The sequence below is a fragment of the Pedobacter miscanthi genome (assembly GCF_032678605.1).
GTDB lineage: Bacteria > Bacteroidota > Bacteroidia > Sphingobacteriales > Sphingobacteriaceae > Pedobacter > Pedobacter miscanthi_A.
Genome location: NZ_JAVTSU010000002.1, coordinates 178,137 through 201,358, shown reverse-complemented (window position 1 = coordinate 201,358; position 23,222 = coordinate 178,137). Strand labels below are relative to the sequence as shown.

Annotated in this window: 20 protein-coding genes; 6 read left to right on the top strand and 14 right to left on the bottom strand. The window is 38.1% G+C overall.

Annotated features, from left to right (window positions below):
* Positions 1 to 7 precede the first annotated feature (7 nt).
* Positions 8 to 1,087, bottom strand: coding sequence for a glycine cleavage system aminomethyltransferase GcvT (gcvT, locus tag R2R28_RS03685; protein ID WP_316824355.1), 1,080 nt, complete (start codon positions 1,085 to 1,087; stop codon positions 8 to 10).
* Between the two features lie 352 nt (positions 1,088 to 1,439).
* Here gcvT and R2R28_RS03680 point away from each other — a divergent pair, with 352 nt between their 5' ends.
* Positions 1,440 to 2,741, top strand: a complete 1,302-nt coding sequence (locus tag R2R28_RS03680) for a Fic family protein (protein WP_316824354.1) — start codon at positions 1,440 to 1,442, stop codon at positions 2,739 to 2,741.
* Between the two features lie 32 nt (positions 2,742 to 2,773).
* Here the strand turns inward: R2R28_RS03680 and R2R28_RS03675 are convergent, their stop codons facing one another.
* Both R2R28_RS03675 and R2R28_RS03670 read right to left on the bottom strand, forming a co-directional pair.
* Positions 2,774 to 3,979, bottom strand: a complete 1,206-nt coding sequence (locus tag R2R28_RS03675; RefSeq protein WP_316824353.1) for a glycosyltransferase family 4 protein — start codon at positions 3,977 to 3,979, stop codon at positions 2,774 to 2,776.
* Between the two features lie 22 nt (positions 3,980 to 4,001).
* Positions 4,002 to 4,610: a ribonuclease HII gene (locus R2R28_RS03670; protein ID WP_316824352.1), complete on the bottom strand. Its 609-nt coding sequence runs from the start codon at positions 4,608 to 4,610 to the stop codon at positions 4,002 to 4,004.
* A gap of 82 nt (positions 4,611 to 4,692) precedes the next feature.
* Here R2R28_RS03670 and R2R28_RS03665 point away from each other — a divergent pair, with 82 nt between their 5' ends.
* From R2R28_RS03665 to R2R28_RS03655, 3 genes are all read left to right on the top strand, one after another.
* Entirely contained in the window at positions 4,693 to 5,034 is a 342-nt protein-coding gene (locus R2R28_RS03665; RefSeq protein ID WP_316824351.1) for a TfoX/Sxy family protein, read from the top strand.
* 87 nt (positions 5,035 to 5,121) lie between these two features.
* On the top strand, positions 5,122 to 5,733 hold the full coding sequence (locus R2R28_RS03660; RefSeq protein ID WP_316824350.1) for a hypothetical protein: 612 nt from the start codon (positions 5,122 to 5,124) through the stop codon (positions 5,731 to 5,733).
* A 108-nt stretch (positions 5,734 to 5,841) separates the two neighbouring features.
* On the top strand, positions 5,842 to 6,372 hold the full coding sequence (locus tag R2R28_RS03655; RefSeq protein WP_316824349.1) for a DUF4251 domain-containing protein: 531 nt from the start codon (positions 5,842 to 5,844) through the stop codon (positions 6,370 to 6,372).
* A 490-nt stretch (positions 6,373 to 6,862) separates the two neighbouring features.
* Here the strand turns inward: R2R28_RS03655 and R2R28_RS03650 are convergent, their stop codons facing one another.
* The 11 genes from R2R28_RS03650 to R2R28_RS03600 all read right to left on the bottom strand — a co-directional run bounded on the left by R2R28_RS03650 (position 6,863) and on the right by R2R28_RS03600 (position 21,458).
* On the bottom strand, positions 6,863 to 7,948 hold the full coding sequence (locus R2R28_RS03650) for a glutaminyl-peptide cyclotransferase (RefSeq protein WP_316824348.1): 1,086 nt from the start codon (positions 7,946 to 7,948) through the stop codon (positions 6,863 to 6,865).
* A complete protein-coding gene (locus R2R28_RS03645; protein WP_316824347.1) occupies positions 7,926 to 8,291 on the bottom strand; it encodes a YraN family protein in 366 nt (121 codons plus the stop codon). Before R2R28_RS03645 ends, R2R28_RS03650 begins: the two co-directional genes overlap by 23 nt.
* A 247-nt stretch (positions 8,292 to 8,538) precedes the next feature.
* Positions 8,539 to 10,521 carry a DNA primase gene (gene dnaG / locus R2R28_RS03640; protein WP_316824346.1) on the bottom strand — a complete coding sequence of 661 codons (1,983 nt, stop codon included), beginning with the start codon at positions 10,519 to 10,521 and terminating at the stop codon, positions 8,539 to 8,541.
* A gap of 1,004 nt (positions 10,522 to 11,525) precedes the next feature.
* Positions 11,526 to 12,185 carry an SGNH/GDSL hydrolase family protein gene (locus R2R28_RS03635; RefSeq protein WP_316824345.1) on the bottom strand — a complete coding sequence of 220 codons (660 nt, stop codon included), beginning with the start codon at positions 12,183 to 12,185 and terminating at the stop codon, positions 11,526 to 11,528.
* A gap of 18 nt (positions 12,186 to 12,203) precedes the next feature.
* Positions 12,204 to 13,772, bottom strand: coding sequence for a serine hydrolase (locus R2R28_RS03630; protein ID WP_316824344.1), 1,569 nt, complete (start codon positions 13,770 to 13,772; stop codon positions 12,204 to 12,206).
* A 59-nt stretch (positions 13,773 to 13,831) separates the two neighbouring features.
* Positions 13,832 to 14,773 carry a hypothetical protein gene (locus R2R28_RS03625; protein ID WP_316824343.1) on the bottom strand — a complete coding sequence of 314 codons (942 nt, stop codon included), beginning with the start codon at positions 14,771 to 14,773 and terminating at the stop codon, positions 13,832 to 13,834.
* A 107-nt stretch (positions 14,774 to 14,880) separates the two neighbouring features.
* Entirely contained in the window at positions 14,881 to 16,065 is a 1,185-nt protein-coding gene (locus tag R2R28_RS03620; protein WP_316824342.1) for a M20 family metallopeptidase, read from the bottom strand.
* Positions 16,052 to 16,495, bottom strand: a complete 444-nt coding sequence (locus R2R28_RS03615) for an SPOR domain-containing protein (RefSeq protein ID WP_316824341.1) — start codon at positions 16,493 to 16,495, stop codon at positions 16,052 to 16,054. Before R2R28_RS03615 ends, R2R28_RS03620 begins: the two co-directional genes overlap by 14 nt.
* A gap of 386 nt (positions 16,496 to 16,881) precedes the next feature.
* On the bottom strand, positions 16,882 to 17,259 hold the full coding sequence (locus R2R28_RS03610) for a PEGA domain-containing protein (protein WP_316824340.1): 378 nt from the start codon (positions 17,257 to 17,259) through the stop codon (positions 16,882 to 16,884).
* Between the two features lie 282 nt (positions 17,260 to 17,541).
* Positions 17,542 to 21,018 (bottom strand): preprotein translocase subunit SecA, encoded by a 3,477-nt coding sequence (locus R2R28_RS03605; protein WP_316824339.1) that lies wholly within the window; start codon positions 21,016 to 21,018, stop codon positions 17,542 to 17,544.
* Between the two features lie 140 nt (positions 21,019 to 21,158).
* A complete protein-coding gene (locus R2R28_RS03600; RefSeq protein ID WP_316824338.1) occupies positions 21,159 to 21,458 on the bottom strand; it encodes a hypothetical protein in 300 nt (99 codons plus the stop codon).
* 454 nt (positions 21,459 to 21,912) lie between these two features.
* Between R2R28_RS03600 and R2R28_RS03595 the strand changes: the two genes are divergently transcribed.
* A complete protein-coding gene (locus tag R2R28_RS03595; RefSeq protein WP_316824337.1) occupies positions 21,913 to 22,644 on the top strand; it encodes an intradiol ring-cleavage dioxygenase in 732 nt (243 codons plus the stop codon).
* Between the two features lie 70 nt (positions 22,645 to 22,714).
* Positions 22,715 to 23,221: a hypothetical protein gene (locus R2R28_RS03590; protein WP_316824336.1), complete on the top strand. Its 507-nt coding sequence runs from the start codon at positions 22,715 to 22,717 to the stop codon at positions 23,219 to 23,221.
* Position 23,222: the final 1 nt, after the last annotated feature.

Sequence of the window (23,222 nt, the reverse complement as noted above, 5' to 3'; positions counted from 1 at the left end):
ACTCTATCTATTTATAAAAAGGAAACTTAACCACTTTTGCCTTGATTGGCGTATTGCGGATCAAGATAAAAACTTCTGTTCCTTCTTTAGTGAAATCTTTAGCTACATAGCCCATACCAATTGCTTTTTGCAATGAAGGTGCCTGGGTGCCAGAAGTTACCTTGCCAATGATATTCCCTTCAGCATCAGCAATTTCATAATCGTGACGTGGAATACCACGGTCGATCATTTCGAAACCAACCAGTTTCTTTTGAATGCCAGCCTCTTTTTGAGCCAGTAATGCTTCCGAATTGGTAAAAGTTTTAGAAAACTTGGTAATCCAACCCAAACCAGCTTCAATTGGCGAAGTAGTATCATCAATATCGTTTCCGTATAAGCAGAAACCCATTTCTAAACGTAAGGTATCGCGGGCTCCTAAACCAATTGGCTGGATGTTGTATGGTGCACCAGCTTTAAAAATAGCATCCCAGATTTGATCAGCATACTGGTTTTCAAAATAAATCTCAAAACCACCCGCTCCGGTATAACCGGTTGCAGAAATCACTACATTATCAACACCAGCGAAGGTGCCTTTAACAAAAGTGTAATACTCCATTGAGGCCAAATCAACATCAGTAAGTGTTTGTAAAGCATCTGCAGCTTTAGGCCCCTGAATGGCTAACAGAGAGGTCTGATCAGAAATATTATGCATTTCTACACCTGCAGTATTAAACTGTTGAATCCAATTCCAGTCTTTTTCGATGTTTGATGCGTTTACCACCAACATGTAAGTTTTATCGTCTATTTTGTAAACTAAAAGATCGTCTACAATTCCACCATCTTGATTTGGCAGACAAGAGTACTGAACTTTTCCATCGTATAATTTAGAAGCATCGTTACTGGTTACCCGTTGGATAAGGTCTAATGCATTTTCACCCTTCAGGATAAATTCGCCCATGTGGCTTACATCAAAAACACCCACACCGTTACGAACAGTTGCATGTTCGGCGTTAATACCTTCGTAAGTAACAGGCATATTGTAACCTGCAAATGGAACCATTTTAGCGCCTAAAGCGATGTGTTTTTCTGATAATGCGGTGTTTTTCATCCGTGAATCTATTTTTTTTATGATAATGAAGCAATACGATCTGTTTACTCAACTTATTCAGCTGTAAATTAGGCGGTTTGAGCCTTATTCTTTCAGGGGGCAAAACTACTAAGAAAAAGACAAAATTTTGAGGTTAATTTTAAGGAGTTTTGATTAGATTTTAACTAAGTGATGCTATAACTATATCCTAAATTTTTAATCCCCCACAATAATCTACCAGCGTCGGGTCAATAATTTTGACCATATTCTGCATATTATAATTTTCAATTTTGTAGAAATTCAAAATTGAAAATAGCGAGATAATATTAAAATCTCGCTATTTTTATTATTTTTGAGTAAACAGTATATTAACATGCTTGAAACTCCTCCAATTTTTAATAGAAAAGATGAAACCATCCCTTTAATGGTAAAACTACAAGAAAATGGATTATTGAAAAAAATTCAGGATGGTTATCTTTATTGGGATAAAGTAAAATATTATGCCAAAGACTGTACCTCAAATGAACTATGGGCTGCAGTCAAATTATTTCGCTACTTGAGAGGAGAAAATGTAAAATTTGGAAATCATAATTTCAAGTACATGATAACAGATTATATGCAAAAATCTCTACATCAGTTTGATATGCATATAGGAGGCACTTTGGGCAGTAATATTGGAATAGCCGAGACAGATAAAACAAAATTCATAATTAGCTCTATTATGGAAGAAGCTATTTCCAGCAGTCAGATGGAAGGTGCTAATACCACCAGAAAAAAGGCAAAGGAAATGATCCAACAGGAAAAGCGGCCTAAAAACAAATCAGAACAAATGATAATGAACAATTTCATTACCATGAAACATATAGTACAAAACAAAAATGATGAGATTAGTCTAGAAAAAATACTCTATATCCATGAACTAATTTCGCATAACACATTAGATAATTCTAAGGATGAAGGAGCGTTGAGAGATAATGATAATATATATGTTATTAATCATTTAGACGGAGAAATTGTACATACGCCACCCCCAGCTTCAGAATTAAAAACATTAATGACAGATTTATGTAGTTTTTTTAATACTGAAAATGAAAAGTTTATTCATCCCATTATAAAGGGTTGCATTATTCATTTTATGATTGGATGGATACATCCTTTTACAGACGGCAATGGAAGAACGGCAAGGACTATATTTTATTGGTTTATGCTAAAAAATGGCTATTGGTTGACGGAGTACCTCTCTATCTCCAGAATCATAAAAGACACAAAATCACAATATGAAAAAGCTTATGTTTACTCGGAAACAGATGAAAATGATTTAGGGTATTTTCTAACCTATCATATTAAAACAATGGAGAAAGCTTACGAAGCATTGAAAGAATATATAGGAAAAAAACAAAGAGAAGTTTTCCAGGCAGCTAGATTTATGAAAATTCCGGGTGTTAATGATCGAATGGCTCAAATATTGAAGATTTTACACGAAGATTCCGACAGGATATTAAATATTAAAGAGATGGAATCCAGATTTAATATTTCAAATTATTCGGCAAGAACTGATATGAAAACGTTAGTTAGTTTGGGCTTTGTAGAGATCATAAAAGTGAATAAGAAAAAACAGAATTTTATAAAATCTAGAAACTTTGATCACGTATTAAGCAAGTATAACCTGAACTAACTTTTTGTTAATCAAAATATTTAAGCAATGACCTAATATACCTTGACCAATTCCTCGTAAATTTTCAGCATTTTACTCGAGATCAGATGAACACCATGGTCGTTTTCTACTGTTTTTCGTGCGTTTTCCCCTATTTCCATCCAGCGTTTAGGATTAATGATACACTGCAAAATAGATCGGTAGAATTCATCTGCCGAATCGGCTATTAAAATATCATGTCCATGTTTACAATTGATCCCCTCAGCAGCAGTAGTGGTGGCAATAATACACTTTTTCATGGCCATACCTTCTATGATTTTAACCCGCATTCCGGTACCTGAAATTAATGGCACAATCATAATGGCTTTGGAATTCATAAACTCTACAGCATCAAAAACCTCTCCTTCTACAATCAAGTTTTCTGAATCGTATTCGAAGAAATGTTTCTGCATATTTTTTCCTGCGATGTAAAAACGAAGGTCTTTATTCAACTTTTCAATATCAGGCCAGATATCATCCAGAAACCATTCTAAACCTTCCTGATTAGGCCGCCAATCCATCGCGCCTAAATGAAAAAGTGTTGGGAAACTGGTTTTGGTTTTATCTACTTTGTATTTTTCCAGATCAATGGCCACCGGAAAAACCGACATCGGCACTTCACAGCCAAAGCGTAATATACTCTGCCTGTCCGGCTCGCTAATGGCAAAAATATGGTGAAAACGGTTAATCTGATCTGTTTCGTAAGCTTTAAGCCGCTGTGCCAAAAAAGCAAGGTACTTACGACGAATAAGAAACTTTTCCGAATGCGAAAGGCGTTCCCAAAGCGTAAACTCAATATTATGCGCCCTGTAAATCAGTTTGGCATTGCTATTTGCCTTTACCACATCCAAATAGGGTACTACAAAAAGGCCTTCGAACTGAATAATATCGAAAGCATTTTCTCGCAGAAGGCTTTCCAACTGTCTTGCGGCATCTTCGCTGTAGTAGCGTGAAACGTTATAGGATTCGTTGGTAAAAATGTTAAAAAATGCCGACCACACATTTACCTCTGTATCTAAATCGTAAGTATGGTATTTAATCTGTTCGAAAATAGGATCGTAAATATCTTCAATATCGATGCGGCCTTTTGTGGGATTGAGGCTAAACAAAGTAATATCTGCGCCAAGCTGCAGCAAACCTTTTATGGTATTATAAACCACAATAGGATAACCACTATTTGGCGGAAAGGGAATCCGCTTAGTAATCAACAGAATTTTCACAATGTTGTGAAATTACGAAATTTTAGGCGTTTTTTGAAAACAGATCTAACTGTGGGTCGCTTACATTAAAAGTTTTGCGGTGAAAGGGTGATAATCCTATCTCGATCACGGCTCTACGATGCGCCGTTGTTGGATAACCCTTATTCTGCTGCCAGTTATAATGCGGATAATCAATGTGCAGATTGGTCATGAATTCATCGCGGTGTGTTTTTGCCAATATTGATGCTGCAGCGATATTTAAATATTTACCATCTCCTTTAACAATACAGCTATGTGGAATCTGCGGATAGGTTTTAAAACGGTTCCCGTCAATAACAAGGTATTGTGGCTGGGTACGCAATTTTTCAATTGCCCTGTGCATGGCCAGAAACGAAGCATTTAAAATATTAATGCGGTCTATTTCTTCATGATCGCAGGAAGCAACAGCCCAGGCCAAAGCTTCCTTTTCGATAATTGGCCTTAATAAAGCTCTTTGATCATGTGATAACTGTTTAGAATCGTTTAAGCCTTCGAGCACGAAACCTTTCGGCAAAATTACTGCGGCTGCAAAAACAGGTCCGGCAAGGCAACCCCTTCCGGCCTCGTCACATCCAGCCTCTAATAATTCTTCCTGATAGCAGTTTAACAACATGATGCAAATTTAATTAATTTATCTTTTGCGAATGAAAGTTAAAGATTAAATTGTTTTTGTTTACCACTATACGTCAATAAATATGAGAACTTACAACGAAACCCTTGCCCTGCGCGTGGCCGAACGTTTAATGCACATACCGGATGTGGAAGAAAAACTGATGTTTACCGGATTGGTTTTTATGGTGAACGGGAAAATGTGCATAGGTGTTTCTAAAGAGGGCATGATGGTGCGGCTTGATCCAAATGATCTCGATAACTTATCCGATAAGGATGGCTGGGAACAAATGGTAATGGGTGGCAGACCGATGAAGGGTTATATTTCAGTTTCAGAAGATGTATTGGGCCGCAATGATGAACTCGATTTTTGGGTTAAGCTTGCCCTGGATTTTAATCCTTACGCGAAAGCTTCAAAAAAGAAGTAATCAATATAGGTATCAAAGCCATTAGTAGCTGTAAAACTGGTAAGAGCCATATATTTTGATTAATTTTACAGTTCTAATCGAATATCAATGAAAAAAAGAGCTGTTATAGCGGCATTCCTGCTGTTTACTTCATTTATTGTCCTGGCTCAGGTTAAAACGACCACATTAACAGAAACTCAACAATCAACTATACCATTAAAAACCAAAGCACCTGAAGGGCATTACTGTGAGTATTGTAAACTTAGCTATCCTGCATCGCATTTCCCCTGCATTATGAAATCGATTAAAGGGAAACTGGATGCGGCAACCGGCGAGATCAACTTTACAGCGGGACAGCCTATTGGAGGCATTATAATAAAGGGAAGCAAAAACGCCGGAGGAATAATGACGTTGATCACCAATGAAAATGGTGAGATCGAATTTAATAACCCAGCTACGGCAAATTATAAATTTGTAGTTTCTGTGCCTTCAACCAACCCAAATTCGAGGGTGGCAGGTTCACCAATAGGTGGCATAGTAATTAAGGGGGGCAAAAATCCAGGAAGCAACTCAATCACATTGATGACTAATGAAAACGGAGAAATTGAGTTCAATAACATTCCTGCCGGGAAGTATAAATTTACGGCAATGGGTGCCTCAGAAGATGAAAAAGACAATGCGCTATATCAATCGGCTTATTCGGCAAAAGTAAATCCGTAATATCAATTCTAAATTCGTTAAATTTATACTACAATCCATTTTTGGCACTATTATGGAATCTTTCAAGTCTGTGCATCTTTAAATTGTTACACATTTAAAACACACATTATGAAACGTTTAAATTTAATATTGGGCCTTGTTTTTCTTACCATCGGGGTTCGATCATTTGCCCAAACCGATAAAGAAACTACAGTTAAAATTGTAGCTGATAAGAATTATACTTTTATTGCCAATACAGCAATCCCGATGTCGAACATTGATGTAAGCAGGGTGCTCGCCATGATGCCCGGCAGTCAGGGTGGTTCGGCTATCAACCTTAGCGGATCACAATACGATGTGAGGGTTACCAAAGATAGTGTAGTGGCTTTTCTGCCTTATTATGGAAGATCATATTCCGCGCCGATCGATCCGAGCCAGGGTGGCATTAAGTTTACCTCTAAAAACTTTACTTATACGGAATCGAAAAGTAAAAAGGGTGCATATACCATCCAAATTAATACGAAAGATGTACAACGGGAAAATTACCGGTTTACCATCAATATTTCTACCAATGGTTATGCCCAGTTAACGGCCAGCAGCATCAATAAGCAACCAATCCTTTTTAATGGTTATTTAGCAGAACCGAAGAAAAAGGATTAATAATAAGATTTAAACGCCATATTTCGTCATTGCGAGAAGGCTTTTTCAGCCGACGAAGCAATGACGACTTTTCTTATGATCTGTCAATGGTAGCGTAGTCGAGAAATCTATCTAGGAATTGCTACTTGTAATGGATCTCTCCATTATACTATTGGTCGGTGTCTCACCGACCGAAATGCTAATTGATTTTTTGCCCTGCTGCGCAGCCTTGCCCCGACTCGCCGCCGCCGAAGGACTCTATCTTTTTGGCATCAAAAAGACCAGCAGAGCTAGCTTAAACACAATTAAAAAAAACAAAACAAGTGAAAAAAAAAAAACGCTGCATGAGGAGAAATCTAATGTAATAGATTTCTCCATTTCGCTGCACTTCAGTCGAAATGACGCCTGAGTTTAATTCTGTCAATCGTAGCTTGTCGAAAGACCTACTATAAATTTATGGAAGGCGTTTCGACAAGCTCAACGTGACATTACTGTGAGGAATTAAGGTATTTTATTTCTTCACCAACTCAATCTGAAAAATATGGGGCCATTTTTTGCCGGCAACAAAAAGCCTTTTGGTTGCTTTATCGTAAGCTATTCCATTTAATACATTATTAGCCTTCGCATCTTCGGTTTTAAAGTAATCAGCTGGTAATAACCCAGATAAATCGATCTTGCCTTCTACGGCACCGGTTTCAGCATTAATAATCAGAATTTCATTTGTAGTATATACGTTTGCATAGATTTTTCCATCTATCACTTCAAGTTCATTGAGGTTTTGAATAGCACCTTTGTTATCATAAACATCAATCGATCCAGTTTTTTGATAAGTGTCTTTATTCAGGAAAAAGATGGTGTTAGAACCATCCGTGTTCAATACTTTTTGTCCGTCAAAAAACAAACCCCATCCCTCCTGTCTTCCATGAGTATACGGAAATTCACCAAGTTTTTTAAAGGTGGCTTTATCATAAACAAAACCCACTTTTTCGCGGTAGGTTAATTGGATAATTTTGTTTCCGATAACGGTTATGCCTTCTCCAAAATACTGTTTATCTAAATCTGCTTTCTGAAGGATTTTTCCTGTAGATGGATCTACTTTGCGTAAACTCGAATGACCGTAATCGCCGGCACTTTCGTAGAAAAAGCCATCATGATATTCTAACCCCTCCACATACGAAGCGGTATCGTGGGGCAAGGTTTTAATTACTTTATAAGTATATTCTGTTGGAGACTGGGCTGCCAGCACATTGATATTAGAAGTTAAATCTTCTGATTTACCTTCGCCAAATATTTTTGCAGTTAACAGATGGTTACCTAATTTTAATCCGGCAGTTTTAAGTTTTATGCCAGCGGTATCGGTTTTAGAAGTAATTTTAACCGTATCAATCAGATAAACTACCGAGTCTACCTTCTGCTCGGCACCAAACTGCACTTTAACATCAAATTCATTCCCCGATGGCACGTTTAAACCAGTCATTGGTGAAAGAAAACTACGATAGGTTGTGGTGGTACTTTCTTTACAGGAACTTACAAAAGCAAGTACAGTTCCGATCAATATGAAATTTTTAATGGGGTTAATCTTCAGGCCAAAACGCATCTTCTATATGGTTTAAATTATAATTTTTATTTTTTGTAAATGTAATTGCAATAATATCAAAACGGATATCATTTTGATGGTTCATCATGTCAATATAAGCATTAGCAGCCAATTCCATCTGTACCTGCTTGGCTTTTTGCACAAATTCTTCTGGTTCACCAAAAGCAACAGAACTCCGTGATTTCACTTCTACAAAAACCATGATTCCGTTTTTATAAACAATTAAATCAATCTCGGCTTTGCCATGCGTCCAGTTTTCATCCAAAACCTCATATCCCTGATCTTCGAGATATTTTTTGGCAATACGCTCGCCTTCTTTACCTAAATCGTTATGAAGTGCCATAGCTAATTATTGAATTAGAGAATAATTAATTTTTGTTCTAGCTTCTTTATTATGCATAATAATCAACTGAAAAGCCGTCATTTCGAGCGTAGTCTAGAAATCTATTGTAAATCCCTTTGTTTCGCTACGCTTCAGTGACATGGTTATTCCAGTACATCGTCAACCTGAACTTGTTTCAGGGTCTTTCATACGATATAGATCTCCCCGCTCCACTGTGTTCCGGTCGAGATGACGCGTGTTTTGTATCTTATTTAACTATAACAGAACCCAGGAACTTAGAAATTTCCCGCTCTACTCCTTTAATTACGCCATAACGCTGCATTAAAATCATCTGGTTATCTTCGTTTTTTTCTTCTTTGATTTCTTTTAATAAATTCAGCAATATTTTTTCGACTTTACGCTTTTTCAAGTGAAAAATACCCCCCAAAATGGTTGCTTTTAAATTCATCGATTCATCTTTAACGTAGATGAGGTGTTTGTTCAGCCAATTTTCGCTTAAGGCATATTCTGAGGTGGAAAGTGTAATGGCCAAATCGGCGATCGTTCTATCTTCGTGTTTAACAAAGTGGTTCGACGTTGGTAAGCGGCCGTTATCAATTTCGGACTTGTAATAATCGATAATCCGTTTACAAAGCGGATCATCAAATTCCACATCGGCCAGGTTTTGCATGATAAACGGACCGATGTACATATCATCAATTTTGTCCCAGTTTACAAATTCATGCCCGTAAGCCAATAAGAGGCGGATGATTTCCTTCTCCTGAAACTCTTCTTCTTCAACAGGCTCTTGCTCGTAGCCATTGGGGCCAGCGTTATCATCCCACAAATCATCAGGTGGACCAAGCGGCTCTGGTGCACCAGAAGAATAAGGCTTAGGACTTGATGATGGATTTGCCCGTTGATGGTTATCAAAGTTTTTCTTAACCTTAGCCGAGCGCATTTTATTCAACTCGCCCAATAAAATATGCTCATCAATTTCGAGCAAACTGCTGCATTCGCGGATAAAAACAGAGGCTTTAATTTGATCTGGAATCTTCGCTATACTTTCTACAATATCGCGGATAATGCCTGCACGTTTGATGGGGTCGTTGCCGGCATCTTTAAGCAGCACATTTGCCTTGTATAAGATAAAGTCTTTTCTGTTTTGCTCGAGATAGGTTTTAAAAGCTCCGGCACCGACGTGGTGCATATAGGAATCCGGATCATGACCATCGGGGAAGGAAACGATTTTCACGTTCAAGCCTTCTTCCAAAATCATGTCCAAACCACGGAGTGAAGCTTTAATACCCGCGGCATCACCATCAAACAGAATGGTAATGTTCTGGGTAAAACGTCCGATCAGTTTAATTTGCTCTACAGTTAATGAAGTACCTGACGAAGCAACCACGTTTTCTATCCCGGCCTGGTGCACGGAAAGTACATCGGCATAACCTTCGGCGAGGTAACAATTATCAAGATCGCGGATGGCTTTTTTGGCGTGGAATAAACCATAAAGCACATTCGATTTATGGTAAATTTCACTTTCGGGCGAGTTTACGTATTTCGGAACGTTTTTATCGGTTTTTAACGTTCTACCACCAAAACCAATAATTCTACCCGTAAAATTATGGATCGGAAACATTACACGCCCACGGAAACGATCGTAAATTTTGCCGTTATCGTTCTTGATGGATAAGCCTGTGGCTTCTAAAAATTCTAGTTTGTGCCCGCCATTCGTGGCGCTTTGCGTCAATGCATCCCAAACATCTGGGGAATAACCTACTTCGAATTTTTTAAGGATATCTTCCCTAAAGCCACGCTCTTTAAAATAACTTAGGCCTATGCCCCTACCTTCGTCGGTATCCCATAGCTGTTTTACAAAAAATGCACTTGCGTATTGCGAAACCACATAAAGACTTTCTTTAGCACTTTGTGCTTCAGCATCCTGAGGACTAAGCTCGGCTTCCTCAACTTCTATATTGTATTTATTGGCTAAAAATTTAAGTGCCTCCGGATATGAATATTTTTCATGATCCATAATAAAGCGTACCGAATCGCCCCCTTTGCCACAACCAAAACATTTGTAAATGCCTTTGGTAACGGATACGTGAAAGGAAGGTGTTTTTTCGCCATGAAAAGGGCAATTACCAATTAAACTGGTTCCGCGTTTTTTTAAGTGCACAAAATCCCCAACTACCTCCTCTATACGGGCGGTATCCATTATCTTATCTATCGTTTCGCGGTTTATCATACTTATTATTGTCCGTCATTGCGAGGAGGCACGACGAAGCAATCTTTTTTGTTATTATTTATTTCTGAACTGTTATTACCTGCTGGAAAGATTGCTTCACTCCATCGCACATTCACCTTCTTCAGTTCGCAATGACGCTGCAAAATCGTCATTGCGAGGAGGCTTTTTCAGCCGACGAAGCAATCTTTTATGCTATTATATACTTTTCAATCAGTTATCTCTTTTCAGGAAAGATTGCTTCACTCCATCGCACATTCACCTTCTTCAGTTCGCAATGACGCTGCAAAATCGTCATTGCGAGGAGGCTTTTTCAGCTGACGAAGCAATCTTTTATGCTATTATATACTTTTCAATCAGTTATCTCCTTACTGGAAAGATTGCTTCACTCCATCGCACATTCACCTTCTTCAGTTCGCAATGACGCTGCAAAATCGTCATTGCGAAGAGGCTTTTTCAGCTGACGAAGCAATCTTTTTTGCTATTATATACTTTTCAATCAGTTATCTCCTTACTGGAAAGATTGCTTCACTCCATCGCACATTTCCCCTTCTTCAGTTCGCAATGACGCTGCAAAATCGTCATTGCGAGGAGGCTTTTTCAGCTGACGAAGCAATCTTTTATGCTATTATATACTTTTCAATCAGTTATCTCCTTACTGGAAAGATTGCTTCACTCCATCGCACATTTCCCCTTCTTCAGTTCGCAATGACGCTGCAAAATCGTCATTGCGAGGAGGCTTTTCCGCCGACAAAGCAATCTTTTTTACTATTATTTTATTTTCAATTTGTTAACGCCATGCAGGAAAGATTGCTTCACTCCATCGCACATTCCCCTTCTTCAGTTCGCAATGACGCTGCAAAATCGTCATTGCGAGGAGGCTTTTTCAGCCGACGAAGCAATCTTTTTTGCTATTATATACTTTTTAATCAGTTATCTCATTACTGGAAAGATTGCTTCACTCCACCACACAATCCTTTTTTTCGGTTCGCAATGACGAATATATTCTATTTCACCAATGGCAATAACTGATCGGCCACCAATTTATTACCAGTTTCGTTTAAATGTACCCTATCAACGGTTAACACGCCTTTTTCTTTATCTTCTGCATTATTTTTCGCTTCGTATTCGGTAAAAATTTTTCTTAAATCGCATACCGGAAGATTGTTTTTTGCGGCTAATGTTCTGATGCCTTCCGCGTATTTATTTAAATCAGCATCCAACTCGTTGGTACCGTCTTTTTTCTCACCAACCACAGATGGGGTAACCAATACTACTTTGCTGCCAACACCCTGAATTTTATTAATCAAAGCCTGGTAGAATTTTAAATATTTATCATAATCAGTTCCGGTGTGGGATGATTGTTTATGCCACACATCGTTAATGCCAACATAAATAACCACTAAATCGGGTTTCTTGTTTAACACATCATCTTCTAAACGCAGGTAAAGATCGTACACTTTGTTACCGCCAATACCAGCACCAATTACGTCGTATTTAGTAGAATCGAGTGATTTTTTGATCAGGGTTACATATCCGTTTTTAGAAACACCTTGTTGGGTAATCGAATCGCCGAAAAAGATAATCCGTTTTGGTTTAAATGTCATTGATGTTAATGCAATTAAGCAAAAGCTTAGTAAAATACTTGTTTTCAATAGTGTTTTCATTGTGTATTATTTTTTAGGTTATTTTTTACCGGTCTTTTTAAAATCAAGGTCTTGAAAATCGAAACTAAAATCTGTTAGCGGCGAAATAGCTTCTATTTTAAATCCATCAGCCAAAGCATTATTATCTAAACTAAAATTAACAAAGGCATCGGCATCTAAACTTCTGTCGTACCATTTTACAATAAAGGTATTTCCCTTATAGTAAGTCATATCTCCTTTTAATTTCGGAGCGTTTTTAGCCTGAAAATGCATCTTGCCGTTCACCTCACTAATGGTTACCTCGCCAAACCACGAATCATGGAAAGTACCATAGTAATTTTTGCCATCAGGTTTCGTAGTCGATAATTTTTGCTGGGCCGCAATATCGTTCCAAACCTTGCTCACCATTTCATCGGCCTGTTTTTCATTCCTAAGCCTGTTATCGTTATAAGTTTTAATGCGGTCTTGTCCTTTAATACCTAAATAGCCATCTTTGATTGAATTGGTTACGGCGTTAAAAGCAGCGCCAGACTGCTGATTGGTTAATACGATAATTCCTAATTTCATTTCTGGAATAATGGTTACCTGTGTTACGATTCCTGACAGACCACCGGTATGTGTAGCCTGAAAATTACCGTTAACATTACTTAAAAACCAACCCAGGCCATAACTGCTAAAAGCCGCTGGATTGCCGCCTGCAATAATGGTTTGCGGGGTCCAAAGTTCTCTTGCAACTGCTGGACTGAACAATTTCTTGTCTAATGCTTCACCATATTTCCCGCCATTGATCATGGCCATTACCCATTTGCTCATATCGGTAACGTTAGAATAAATTCCACCCGCAGCATTGGCAATTTCACCAAAACTTAAACCTACCGGAAGCAATTTGCCTTGGTAAGGTGCATGACCGTCAATTACGTTCGATTTATCTTTTAAGCGGTACCAGGAAGCGGCAGTTTTGGTCATGCCCAAAGGCTTGATAATCCTGCTTTCAATAAAATCCTCGTAAGTAATTCCCGAAACCCTTGCCACTACCTCTCCGGCAACAATGTACATCAGGTTATCGTAGTCGTATTTGGTACGGAATGAAGAAACAGGTTTTAAATAACGGAGGTTATGGATCAGCTGCTTTTTATCAACCGTTGATGAATCCGGCCAGATCATTAAATCGCCAGCGCCCAAACCTAAGCCACTGCGGTGGGTGAGTAAATCGCGGATGGTAAACTCGCTGGTTACATAGGCATCGTACATTTTAAACTCGGGGATTACATCGGTTACTTTTGTATCCCAGGTAATTTTCTTTTCATCAACCAGCATCCCTAAAGATGCCGCAGTGAAAGCTTTTGTGTTGGATGCTACACCGAAAAGGGTATTTTCATCGACCTTTTTATTGGTTTTGATCGAACTTACACCATAACCTTTTAAATGGATTATTTTGCCATCTTTAATTACAGCAACCGCAATACCGGGAACATTAAAGGTGCTCAATGTTTTTTCTACCACGCTATCGATCTGTTTTGAAGTGAGCACCTGTGCATGCGCATTGATATTCAAAAACAGTGATAAAGCAAGTGATATTTTAAATTTTAAGGAAGAAAAGAATTGCATATTGATCGGTTTAAATAATCGTTTAAAGATAATAAATCTTTTAGGCGATAGTCGAATCCTTATTTGCCCTTTTCGAGTTTATAATCTTTGTGTACGATTAAAAAACTTGCCCGTTCTTCTTTTTTGAAAGGATAATCCCAGTTACCTTGATAGGTAATTTTTGTGGGCAATTTATCTTCACCAAAATAGCCCATTTCGATATTCATTTGCACATCGAAATCGAAAAGCATGTTACTGTATTTCATATCAACATACCGGCCAAGAATATTAAAATTACGTTTATCAAAAATGGTTACCAGTTCTTTAATCATGATGCCATCTTTTGTCCAGCTGCTTAAATCAGGTTTAACTGAAACCTTGAAACGATACACCGGGATAGAATCTAAATAGGTGCCGCTGGTGAAACCGTAATCGTAATACTGGCGCATATTGGCAGAAAATATTTCGGTTTTACTCCCAATAAATGGAACTTTAACAGGGCGGCCCGGGTTAAAAATCAACGTTTTTAACTTGTCTTTATAACTTTCGTTTGTTCCGCCCTTTCCGTCGGGTTTGGGCGCATTGGGTACAAAATCGGTACTATAGGCATTCATAAAAATGTAATCAAACATTTCTACTGTATATAACTGATATTTACCGTTCTTTTTATAAATTTTTCCGGTATCCTGTTTTACCAGGTATTCCATTTTGTAAGGACCGCTATTGTTGTGGCGAATTTTACGGTATATTTTCCCATCAACCTTATTCTTTTTATCGTAACTGTAAATCCTGTTTTCGGCAATGAAAGTATAACGTTTCATATCTCTGAATGACTGATAAAAGGAAGTATCGTACATTACTTTTCTGATAAAAGTCTCTACATTCAATTTTTCAGCCTTAATATTTACCGTCGAATCGAGCGTAATGGTTTTAATCGTATCAGGATTGAAACGTTTGATTTCCTGGGCAAAACCTTTATGAAAGAATGAGGTGAACAGTAAAATAAAAAATATTTTTTTCATAGAAGATAGATATTGTGGAAGATGTAAGAGGAAAAATGGATAAAGTAAGATGCATGTGGCGGAAACTTAACTCCATCATCCATCTTACTTATTTACATTTTACATCTCTAATTCCCTAGTTGTTTTAAAGCGATGTAGGCCATCAACCCTGTTGAGATTTTCAGGGCATCTTCATCAACATCAAATCTTGGGGTATGTACCGAGTATTGCGTGTCTTTAGCGGCATTACCAGTACCTAAACGATAAAAACAGGCATCTGTTACCTGCGAGTAGAAAGAAAAATCCTCAGCTGCCATCCAGATATCTAAATCGACAACATTTTCTTTGCCTAAAAATTCTTCTGCAAAGCCCCTTGCATTGGCGGTTAATTTTTCTTCGTTAATTAAAAACGGATAGCCCCTGTGAATATCGAAATCACAACTTCCGCCCATACTTTCGGCAATGCCCTCGGCCATTTTTTTCATACGTTTATGCGCCTCATCTCTCCAATCTTCATCTAAGGTTCTAAAGGTTCCTTCGATTTTTACTTCGTTGGGGATGATGTTTGTTGCCCCGTTGGCAATTACTTTACCAAAAGATAAAACAGATGGGATACGGGGATCGGCATTTCGGCTCACCACCTGCTGTAAAGCAATAATGATGTGTGAGGCGATTACAACAGGATCTATGTTTTGATGCGGCTGTGCGCCATGACCGCCTTTTCCGGTTACGGTAACATATAATTCATCGGTCGATGCCATATAAATACCCGAACGGAAACCTACTTTACCGGCATCAATTAAAGGCATTACATGCTGGCCAACGATATGGTGAGGTTTTGGATTTTCGAGCACACCTTCTTTAATCATGATGCTCGCTCCACCCGGCAATAACTCTTCTGCAGGCTGGAAGATTAATTTAATGGTTCCGCCGAAATCATCTTTCATCTGGTTTAGGATATAAGCGGTTCCTAAAAGTGAAGAGGTGTGCACATCATGACCGCAAGCATGCATTACGCCATGGTTTTTAGAACGGTAAGGTTTATCATTCGCTTCGTGGATAGGTAAGGCATCCATATCGGCACGTAAGGCTATTACCTGATCAGAAGGCTTGTTACCCTTAATTAAACCTACCACGCCCGTATTGGCACAATCAGTATATTCAATGCCCCATTTTTTTAATTTATCCTTGATAAATAATGAGGTTTCAAATTCTTTGAAAGATAATTCGGGATTGGCATGGATATGTTGACGATAGCCTACTACATCATTAAAAATGTGAGCGGCCAGTTCTTGTACTTTATTTTTGATCATTGGTTGTTGTGGTATCTAAAGTTGGTGCATTGATTTTTTCCCTGAAAATAAAAAGTGTAGGAAAAGCTGGTCTGAGTTCGTTAATTAACCGTTGGGCTTCTAAGCGACTTCTAAAATCGCCCACCCGAACATAATAATTGGGTTCTTTATAAGTAAGGTAAGTATTTAACTGAGGATAAAGTCCTTTAAAACGGGCCTGTTCATTAAAAACTTCCCGCCGGTCTGATCCATAAAAAATCTGCACCCGGTAACCATATGCAGAAACGATGGGTTTACCAGCCTTTACCTCGCCCGAGGTTTTATAAACTTCGAGCCGTTTGGCAATTAAACTATCAATTAAAGGGTCTTTTATAACCGTTACTTCTCCTCTTTGGGCAAAAGCAGTAAAAGTTAGGAACAGGCAGGATATAAAAGTTAATATTGTTTTCATCAGCAAAATAATTGGCATTTGGCGAGTAGATATATCATCTCTTTTCTTCTTAACAACAAGAATGCCGAAATCGTTGCAAAAATCGGCATTCTTTATGGGTTAAGCAAATCGTTGTTATTTGAGGAAAATCTGAAGGATTTTGATGCTTTTGAGAGATTGCATTTTTTAAACATAAATCGTCATTTCGAGCGGAGCGCAGCAAAGTCGAGAAATCCTTTAAAATAGTTACTAAGCTAATGTTAGTTTAAAGATTTCTCCATTACGCTACCGATGAAAAATCGGCAGGCTCCGATCGAAAGGACGACCAATTAAGACAATTATTTAAATAAAAAAGCCAGATTTCTTTAGAAACCTGGCTTTTAGAACTATAACCATTAAGCAGATTCTTATTTCGCTTTTTTAGGTTCTAAAGTAATTTCGTAAACTTTCGGGTCATATTTCATCATTGCACCTGTAGCGGCATCAACAATAAAACCGGGAAAGAATAATAAATTTACCACAGATACAGCATTGAAGGTAGTTTGGGGCTGGAAAGTTTTAGGATCATAACCATCAAGCTTTAAACTGATGGTTTGCCCGGTAAATCCTTTTTTTAGGGTTACAGCCAACGGAGTAACACCTGCTTTAACACCATCTATTTCGACAGTAGCTGCAGGTGGATTGGTGTTGATTTGAACGGTTTGTTTTGTTCCGGTAAAAACTGTTGCGCAGCTTGATAGCAGCAATGTCGCTGAAACAGCGGCAAGGTTAAAAATTTTTTTCATTTGTGTGTGTGTTTGTGTGTGTTCTTACTCTTATGGCTTTTCAGTTACGCCCCGTTTTTTATGGTTTCCAGGCTCCATTTTTTAGCTTTAATGATCATCAGGAAACTGCCTACCAGTTTCGAATTGATCTAATTGGATTTAAACAAAATATGTTTTTAGCACTATCGAGATTAAAAAATCTACGTCAATAAATATATGACTTAATTTGATAATTAAAAATTTAGTTAATAAAAAAGCCCCGACAAAAAATGTCGGGGCTTAGTTTGCTATTTTTTATTCTGATTATAAATTAGCACCGTGGCAGTTTTTGAATTTTTTACCACTACCACAAGGGCAAGGTTCATTTCTACCAACTGTTGCTTCTTTACGTATCGGCTGTTGTGGAACGGCTTCTCTTGTATCTCCAAATTCGATTCCTGGTTCTTCTCTGCCAAACTCTTGTTTAGTAGTTTGTAACTTTGGCTGTTTTACCGGAGCTGGTGCTTCTCTAACCTGATCCGGCTCTTGCTGAACCGGGATACCTCCTTTATATAAGAAACTTACTACTTCTTTATTTACCGCGTTAAGCATGTTTTTAAATAAGTTGAAAGCTTCCATTTTATAAATTACCAATGGATCTTTTTGTTCGTAAACGGCATTTTGTACTGATTGCTTTAAATCGTCCATTTCGCGTAAATGCTCTTTCCAGCTATCATCAATCAAAGCTAAAACAATGGTTTTTTCGAATGAACGAACCACTTCTTTCCCTTTATTATCAATGGCTTTCTTTAAATCAACAGCTACCTGAATACCACGGATACCATCGGTAAACGGTACTACAATTTGTTCGATATGAGATCCGCGTTCTTCATAAACCTGGGTTAAAACAGGTAATGATTGCTGGATAATGGCTTCTGATTTACGGGCGTAAAATGCTTCAGCCTCTTCAAATAACTTTTCGGTTAACTGAGGAATACTGGTTGAGGTAAATTCTTTTTCGGTAATGGCGGTATCTAAAGAGAAATTTTTGATCACCTCCAGTTTAAAGCCATCGAAATTTCCTTCTTGTTTATATTCGCTTACAATATCTTCGGCAACATCGAAAACCATATTGTTCATATCCACATCCAAACGTTCGCCAAATAAAGCGTTTTTACGTTTAGCATAAATTACGGTACGTTGTGAGTTCATCACATCATCGTACTCCAATAAACGTTTACGGATACCAAAGTTGTTTTCTTCTACTTTTTTCTGCGCACGCTCAATAGATTTGGTAATCATAGAATGTTGAATCACTTCACCATCTTCAATCCCCATACGTACCATGATACCAGAAATACGCTCTGAACCAAATAAACGCATTAAATTATCTTCTAATGAAACGAAGAATTGTGATGAACCCGGATCGCCCTGACGACCGGCACGACCACGTAACTGCCTATCTACACGGCGAGATTCGTGACGCTCAGTACCTACGATAGCTAAACCGCCAGCTTCTTTAACACCTGCACCCAATTTAATATCGGTACCACGACCAGCCATGTTGGTTGCAATGGTTACAGTTCCGGCCTGACCAGCTTCGGCAACAATATCTGCCTCTCTCTGGTGCATTTTAGCGTTTAGTACATTGTGTTTAATTCCGCGGAGTTTAAGCATACGACTTAACAATTCAGAAATCTCTACAGAGGTTGTACCTACCAATACCGGGCGACCAGCTTGTGGCTCCAATTGTCCTGTTTGAGGGTTAACCGCAGGAATTAAGGCACCCTTAGCATCTAATTTAGGTACTGGCCTGCCTGTTTGATCGTATTTAACTACGGGTTTGCCATCTTTTTGTTTTACATTACCTTCTTTATCTGTTTCATATTCTGTTTCGTAATGAGAATATGGGAAAACGAGGTATTGTATCTCTTCAGCAACAGCGTTATATTTTTCGCGAACGGTACGGTAAACGTAATCCTGCTCATCATTTCTAGAGATATTTCTGTTGGTAGGAATTTCTACCACATCTAATTTATAGATCGACCAAAACTCACCAGCTTCTGTTGTTGCAGTACCCGTCATACCGCAAAGTTTGTGGTACATACGGAAATAGTTCTGTAAGGTTACGGTTGCATACGTTTGGGTAGCATCTTCAACCTTTACGTTTTCTTTAGCCTCAATTGCCTGGTGTAAACCATCAGAATAACGACGGCCATCCATAATACGGCCCGTCTGCTCATCAACAATTTTGATTTTTCCTTCATCGATGATGTATTCTACATCAATTTCGAATAAAGTATATGCTTTTAACAATTGGTTAACCGAGTGGATACGTTCTGCTTTCACAGAATAATCGCGCATTAAAGCATCTTTTAATACAACTTTTTCTTCTAAAGGTGTATCAGATTTTTCTAAGTCTGCTACTTCAGTACCTACATCAGGTAATACGAAGAAATGAGGATCTTCTCCTGATTGAGTAATCAGTTCGATACCTTTTTCGGTTAATTCTACCTGGTTGTTTTTCTCATCGATATAGAAATACAATTCAGAATCTACCTTTGGCATATTCTTAGATTGATCAGCCATATAGTGGTTTTCTGTTTTCAACAACAAACCACGAACACCGCTTTCACTCAAAAACTTAATTAAAGCTTTGTTTTTTGGCAAACCACGGTAAGCCCGTAATAAGGCTAAACCACCTTCACCTTCTTCGGTTCCGCTGTTACCGGCATTAATTAATTTTTTAGCTTCGTTTAAAGCCTGGGTTACATAAGCTTTTTGTGCATTAACCAAACGCTCAATACGTGGTTTTAACTCATAAAACTCGTGTTCATCTCCACGTGGAATCGGACCGGAAATGATTAAAGGGGTACGCGCATCATCAATCAAAACAGAATCGACCTCATCCACCATTGCAAAGTGCAACTTGCGTTGTACCAATTGATCAGGTGTTTGCGACATATTGTCACGCAGGTAATCAAAACCGAACTCATTATTGGTTCCGTAGGTAATATCTGCGGCATAAGCTTTTCTTCTTTCTTCCGAGTTTGGCTCATGTTTATCGATACAATCAACACTTAAACCATGGAATTCGAATAATGGGCCATTCCACTCACTATCCCTACGGGCCAGGTAATCATTCACGGTAACGATGTGCACACCTTGACCGGCCAATGCATTTAAATAAGCTGGCAATGTACTTACCAGGGTTTTACCCTCACCGGTAGCCATTTCGGCAATTTTACCGCTGTGTAATACAATACCACCAATTAACTGTACATCGTAATGTACCATGTTCCAGGCTACTTCAGTTCCGGCAGCATCCCATTTATTAGCCCATTGTGCTTTATCGCCAATAATTTTCACATTGTTTTTACGGGCTGCATATTCCCTGTCGAACTGCGTTGCAGTAACTTCTAAATAATCGTTTTCGCTTAATCGGCGTGAAGTTTCTTTAATTACAGCAAATGCCTCAGGAAGGATTTCCAAAAGCACTTTTTCCAATTCTGCGTCACGGTCTTTACCTAAAGCATCAACCTGATCGTAAATAGCCGTTTTTTCGTGAAGATCTAAACTTTCACCTTCTGCATCAGCTTTTAAAGCTGCAATTTTTCCATCAATCTCGGTCAGGAAAGCAGAAATTTTCTCTTTAAACTCTATGGTTTTACCACGTAACTCATCATTGCTTAACGCAGATAGTTTACTGTATTGTTCATTAATTTTAACAACCAATGGCTGAATAGCCTTTATATCTCTTTCTGATTTACTTCCGAAAACCTTCGCTAAAAATCCTAACATTATAATATTTTAAATCTAATTATTATTAAAAAATGGAGTGTTACAACAACCAAGCCATTGTCTTTGTTAAGTCAGTTTGGCAGTTGCTGGTATAAATGGGGCACAAAATCTTATAAAAAGATCTTTTAAGGAAAAGATAACTAGGGACTGTTATTTTTTGGTTTTTTCCTGATTGTTAAATCGGAGATAATTTGATTTACGCTTACGTATTTTGCAACTTTTAATGGAGCCTGGGTTCCAATTAAAGCTAGCCTCGTATAAGATAACAAATAAGGATTGCGGTCTTCATTGAGTTGAACCGAGGCTTTACCTGTGGCGTTAACACTGATATTATGCTCATTACAATATTCGTTCAATATCCTTAGCCCTTCAACACGTTCGGCTTTTGCCAAATGTGTTAAGCTAAAAAATACAAGCGATATGGTAACCAGGTGTTTCATTAATAGCGGCAAAGCTAGTTTTAATCTTTTATAAAAAGAAATTACAGCTTAGCAAAAAGCATACCTCAATTTTTTCAGTCACTTATTCATTCTAAATTATATTATTGCCATCGTGTTTTATATTGTTGCCCGGCATTTTATAATATCGCTTGTTCATTCTATATTATTACATATGCTTTTTATATTGTCGCTTACTCATTCTATATTATTGCATGTGCTTTTTATATTATCGCTTGCTCATTCTATATTATTGCATGTGCTTTTTATATTATCGCATTCGTATTTTATATTATTGCACCCGCAATATGCATTCTGCTTAACTGATTTCTCCACTACAGTCGAAATGACGAATTTCGAAACCTTTAACGTTTCAATGCAAGCGTCTGTCGATACATTTGTTACAACTAATCCTTTTTCATGCAATTTTAATTCAACGAAACAAAACGCATTGACTATGGAAAGAAAAAATTTCATCAGAAGTTTAATGATCGGAGCCATCTCAACTCCTGTAATTATTGAGGCCTGCAAAAAAAGCAGCATCACCGATGGATCGGATACATCAGGATCGGGTACTGCCGGAACAACAACGGGCACCAACGGAACCTGTACGGTAGCACCTACTGAAACGGAAGGACCCTTCCCTACAAAAGTGCCGGCATCATACGTACGCAGCGATATTACCGATGGTCGTTCGGGCTACAAATTGACCGCAAAAATTACCATTGGCAATTTAAACAACAACTGCGCAGGTTTGGCAGGTGCAATAGTAGATATCTGGCATTGTGATGCGGAAGGAAACTATTCTGAGTATGGAGGCAGTGGTATGCAAAGCACCAATTATCAATCGGTACACTTCTTACGGGGCCGCCAAACAACCGATGCAAATGGGTTGGTGACTTTTACTTCCATCTTTCCGGGCTGGTACAGCGGGCGGGCAACACACATCCATGTACATGTTTACAATGCTGCGGGCACATCGTTAATGGTAACACAAATCGCTTTCCCTGAAGGTGCGGGAACATCTTTGGCTTTAGTAAATGGCTACACCAAAGGTTTATCGGGCTATACCTATAACAATGCCGATAATGTTTTTAGTGATGATAAAACAGGTATAGAGATCGCAACGGTTGGCGGAACACTGGCCGCTGGTTTCGATCTTACCTTTAAAGTGAATGTTAAAGCATAGTATATCCTTATAATTGTTTTATTTTTATGAAGGCGCTAGGATATCTTAGCGTCTTTTTTAATTTTATGCCATGTCTAAAAAAGTAATCACGCTGTGCTACCGGAAAATAATTGACGCGACCAATGTCAGTCCCTGGGATAAATTTATACATGAAGATAGTTTTGCAGAGTTTAAAATGCAGGCTCAATTCTACAATCAGGAACAGCGGTTTACTACTTTTGCTGAAATGTTGGTTAATACGCCAGAAGCTGAGAAACTGCATTTCTTGGTTAGCGCAGCCGTTACGGGCTACCTAAGACAGCTAAATGGAATTATCCCCGATATACTGGATAATTTAGGCAGGCGCTTTTTAACTTTTGAAAATTTTAAATTCGAAATCATTAATTCTGATATTAACGAACCAGAAAAACATAAGGTGGCAATTAATTTTTTTTCAAAACCATTGGTTTGGCACCATACTATTGATAACCTGCTATTGGTATCGCAATTTAAAGAAACAGATGAAGATGAAGTTTTCACCAATCTTTTTCAGTTACAGCCTTTTGTAAGCATTCACTCGATAAAAAACATTGACTAAA

Bases quoted from the DNA above. Each gene is read 5' to 3' on its own strand.
- gcvT (WP_316824355.1), bottom strand. From the start codon at position 1,087: ATGAAAAACACCGCATTATCAGAAAAACACATCGCTTTAGGCGCTAAA.
- R2R28_RS03680 (WP_316824354.1), top strand. From the start codon at position 1,440: ATGCTTGAAACTCCTCCAATTTTTAATAGAAAAGATGAAACCATCCCT.
- R2R28_RS03670 (WP_316824352.1), bottom strand. From the start codon at position 4,610: ATGTTGTTAAACTGCTATCAGGAAGAATTATTAGAGGCTGGATGTGAC.
- R2R28_RS03665 (WP_316824351.1), top strand. From the start codon at position 4,693: ATGAGAACTTACAACGAAACCCTTGCCCTGCGCGTGGCCGAACGTTTA.
- R2R28_RS03660 (WP_316824350.1), top strand. From the start codon at position 5,122: ATGAAAAAAAGAGCTGTTATAGCGGCATTCCTGCTGTTTACTTCATTT.
- R2R28_RS03655 (WP_316824349.1), top strand. From the start codon at position 5,842: ATGAAACGTTTAAATTTAATATTGGGCCTTGTTTTTCTTACCATCGGG.
- R2R28_RS03650 (WP_316824348.1), bottom strand. From the start codon at position 7,948: ATGCGTTTTGGCCTGAAGATTAACCCCATTAAAAATTTCATATTGATC.
- R2R28_RS03645 (WP_316824347.1), bottom strand. From the start codon at position 8,291: ATGGCACTTCATAACGATTTAGGTAAAGAAGGCGAGCGTATTGCCAAA.
- dnaG (WP_316824346.1), bottom strand. From the start codon at position 10,521: ATGATAAACCGCGAAACGATAGATAAGATAATGGATACCGCCCGTATA.
- R2R28_RS03635 (WP_316824345.1), bottom strand. From the start codon at position 12,185: ATGAAAACACTATTGAAAACAAGTATTTTACTAAGCTTTTGCTTAATT.
- R2R28_RS03630 (WP_316824344.1), bottom strand. From the start codon at position 13,772: ATGCAATTCTTTTCTTCCTTAAAATTTAAAATATCACTTGCTTTATCA.
- R2R28_RS03625 (WP_316824343.1), bottom strand. From the start codon at position 14,773: ATGAAAAAAATATTTTTTATTTTACTGTTCACCTCATTCTTTCATAAA.
- R2R28_RS03620 (WP_316824342.1), bottom strand. From the start codon at position 16,065: ATGATCAAAAATAAAGTACAAGAACTGGCCGCTCACATTTTTAATGAT.
- R2R28_RS03615 (WP_316824341.1), bottom strand. From the start codon at position 16,495: ATGAAAACAATATTAACTTTTATATCCTGCCTGTTCCTAACTTTTACT.
- R2R28_RS03610 (WP_316824340.1), bottom strand. From the start codon at position 17,259: ATGAAAAAAATTTTTAACCTTGCCGCTGTTTCAGCGACATTGCTGCTA.
- R2R28_RS03605 (WP_316824339.1), bottom strand. From the start codon at position 21,018: ATGTTAGGATTTTTAGCGAAGGTTTTCGGAAGTAAATCAGAAAGAGAT.
- R2R28_RS03600 (WP_316824338.1), bottom strand. From the start codon at position 21,458: ATGAAACACCTGGTTACCATATCGCTTGTATTTTTTAGCTTAACACAT.
- R2R28_RS03595 (WP_316824337.1), top strand. From the start codon at position 21,913: ATGGAAAGAAAAAATTTCATCAGAAGTTTAATGATCGGAGCCATCTCA.
- R2R28_RS03590 (WP_316824336.1), top strand. From the start codon at position 22,715: ATGTCTAAAAAAGTAATCACGCTGTGCTACCGGAAAATAATTGACGCG.